Origin of the sequence: Oculatella sp. FACHB-28, assembly GCF_014696015.1 — a bacterium.
Taxonomy (GTDB): domain Bacteria; phylum Cyanobacteriota; class Cyanobacteriia; order Elainellales; family Elainellaceae; genus JAAUTN01.
On sequence record NZ_JACJPJ010000007.1, the window covers coordinates 1 to 2,946 of the forward strand.

A 2,946-nucleotide genomic window follows, 5' to 3' on the forward strand; every position below is an offset into this window, starting at 1 on the left:
GAAGGGCGAATGGGTAATTCAGCCACCACCTCAAGTTCAATTTCGTTGGATACAGGCATTTCAGGCAATGTCGTATTCTGCAAATCAGCCTGACTCATTAAGGGTTGATTGGTCGTTTCAACAGATTGCCTTGCGAATGCCAAAATTGCTCCACTTGTGGCGAGTCCAGTTGTGGCGAGCGCCAGTAAAATCAAGAGCTTTAACGTTTTAGCTTGCATGACTAAAATTCCTCTTGTGATTGATTTAGAGCATGAGCTGAAATGGGTTTACCAAGGCATGACGTTTCCGTCAGTTGAAGAAACCTTCATTGCGAAAGCTCAACTTGTAGCCTAATCGACACAGCAGCACTTGGAACACGATATCTTGCAGCAACTAAACCTGCTGAAGCTGTCACACCCGCAAGAACTACTCTGCGTCGTCTCATGAATGCCGTCCCAATATTGCTCAATTACTTACACATAAAATTTACAAAATTTCACGACGTTTACTTTTGAACGTTCTTGCCTTCTTTTGTAAGGTTTTGTTGCGACAAATATTGCCCTGGTGTGACTTGAACTAGCTGTTTGAAATGCCGCGTGAAGTGGCTGACATCAGCAAAGCCAAGCTGTTCAGCAACCTGTTTAACAGACAAACCTTGTTGGAGTAATGCCTTAGCATGATCAATACGTACTTGAATTTGGTATTTGTGAGGAGGTATTCCAACTTCTTTACGGAAAACGCGATTGAGATAATAAGGGCTTAGGTTAACCATCTGAGCAAGATACTCCAGCGAAACATTTTCCTCCAAGTGTTCCTCCAAGTACTCACGTATTTGTTTGATTTGATGCTGCTGTTTTCCTATCAATTGGGACGAGTCCTGAACATCCGCATATCGCTGAATCAGGCTGGAAAGAAAAGATAGTTGCAGAGATTCCTGTTCAAGCCTAGACACTCTCTGTTCGATTGCCCCACAAAATTGGAGGAATTTCGTAGCTAAGTCACAGTCAGTAATAACAGGATGTTTAAAGAACGGCATCGTTGAACATCCTATAAGCTGCTCCGTAACCTCATAAAATAAGTTGGGCTTGATGTATAGCATCCAAAAACTACAGGGAGTATCAAACCACGTTACTTCGCGCGATTTATGTGGTTCATCGGTATGTAGAATACTAAAACTTTCCATAGGAACATGATGACAAGTACCGCGATAAAAATATTCTCCAATTGAATCTGAACTGAAACCAATCTGATAATCTTCGTGAGAATGTTTGGGAATTGGTTCGATGGAACCTGGAACGTAATGATATAGCTCAAGTAGAAGATCATTAACTTGCCAAGCTTTGACCGTATTCTGTTGAGGCATTTTTGCATTCATAGCAGGCAAGGATAGATAAATCTAGGCTGAACATTAAACGAATCTCAAAATACAATTGTGAATGAGCAAAAGATCTGGCGCAATTTGCGAATGAGTGGCGTAATCTTGCAGGGCTAGCCCCTGTGAGCCTTTTAGGCTTTTTGTCTACTTCTAAGCCGTGGTTAGACAGCACAGCTTATTTCAAGTCATCAGAATCCAGAACGCTGCCTTGGAGGGGCACTGACCCATTGCGCTACTCATTTGCAAATTGCGCCAGATCTTTTGCTCACTCACAGCTGTGCATGATTGAACTTCGAGTAGAAGCAGTAACACAGGCTGTGTCGCAAAAACTAGCAAATGGTAAGGTAAGCAGGACTACACTCTCCTCTCTACCCTGTGATGTCTACTCCTGCTCTGTTTAAGTGGCGGCACTTTTTGCCCGAAATCATTCTGCTGAACGTGCGGTGGTACTGCCGCTATCCCTTGAGCTACCGAAACTTGGAGGAGATGATGCAGGAGCGGGGGGTGGAGGTAGACCACTCGACGATCAATCGCTCTCGTGCTGAAGTATGCTCCAGAACTGGACAAACGGGTTCGACCGCACTTGAAGCCCACAAATGATTCCTGGCGCGTGGATGAGACTTACATCAAAATCAAGGGCGTGTGGAATTATCTGTATCGTGCCGTGGATTCGCAAGGCAATACCCTGGACTTTCTGCTGAGTGCAAAGCGGGATGGTCAAGCAGCAGCACGGTTCTTTCGCCAAGTGTTGAGAGCCACTCATGTCACTCCACCACGTGTCATCAACGTGGACAAAAATGCTGCTTATCCAGTCGCCATGGAACAGCTAAAAAGTGAACAAATGCTGGCAGCCCAAACCAACCTGAGACAGGTGAAATATTTGAATAACCGGATTGAGCAAGACCATCGCAACATCAAGCGCATTGTCAAACCGATGCTTGGTTTCAAGACTTTCAACAGTGCCAGACGAACGTTGAGGGGAATCGAAGCGATGAATATGATTCGCAAAGGACAGGTTCAGGGTGTTAAAAGCGGTGATGTGCGATCACAAGTAGAATTCCTGTCTCAAATTTTCGGACTTATTGCTTAATTGAGTCTAGAGTAGGTCAACTCTCTGTGCCTCAATAGTTCTTGCAACAGAACCATCGAAAGTACGTCAATTGTATTTAGGGCAACTCAATTTATATTATTCGGTCGCAGGTTTTTCTAATGTTTCTGTTTTCTCAAGGATTGAAAATGCTGAGTGCCGTCGTGTGTTTAGTGGCGCTTTGTCCATCTACTTTGGCCGTTCAAATTAGTCAAGCTACTAATCCAGCGGTAATGCCGACCGGGAGCAGTGCGAGCGATTGTGCAACGGAGCTTGCTCAGTTGGAGCAGTTTGCCTTAAATGAGCTGGTTGATCAGGCGCGGCAGCATGTCAATGATGGGCAGACCGAGGCAGCAGCGATCGCCCTAATTCAGGTGTTTGAAGCGATCGGACAGGTGGAGGATGTTGCAGCCAAAGTTACGTTGCTTGATCAGATGATCAACAGTTATGAAGGCAGCTCCGAGCGTAGCCTGTTAGAGCAACTGGTCAATCAGGCTAATCCACC

The 2,946-nt window shown here is 45.1% G+C and carries 4 protein-coding genes; 2 read left to right on the top strand and 2 right to left on the bottom strand.

Going from position 1 to position 2,946, the window contains the following annotated elements:
• Both H6F88_RS00095 and H6F88_RS00100 read right to left on the bottom strand, forming a co-directional pair.
• Positions 1–218: hypothetical protein (locus tag H6F88_RS00095; protein ID WP_190640731.1), on the bottom strand; the 218-nt coding region annotated here is incomplete at its 3' end.
• Positions 219–484: 266 nt separating this feature from the next.
• A complete protein-coding gene (locus H6F88_RS00100; RefSeq protein WP_190640732.1) occupies positions 485–1,354 on the bottom strand; it encodes an AraC family transcriptional regulator in 870 nt (289 codons plus the stop codon).
• Between the two features lie 378 nt (positions 1,355–1,732).
• Between H6F88_RS00100 and H6F88_RS00105 the strand changes: the two genes are divergently transcribed.
• Positions 1,733–2,444, top strand: a protein-coding gene (locus H6F88_RS00105) for an IS6 family transposase (RefSeq protein ID WP_242050323.1) whose coding sequence is annotated in 2 segments (ribosomal slippage) — positions 1,733–1,888 and positions 1,890–2,444 — 711 coding nt in all. Because the reading frame shifts where the segments join, the coding sequence is not laid out codon by codon here.
• Positions 2,445–2,563: 119 nt separating this feature from the next.
• Positions 2,564–2,946: hypothetical protein (locus H6F88_RS00110; protein ID WP_190640733.1), on the top strand; the 383-nt coding region annotated here is incomplete at its 3' end.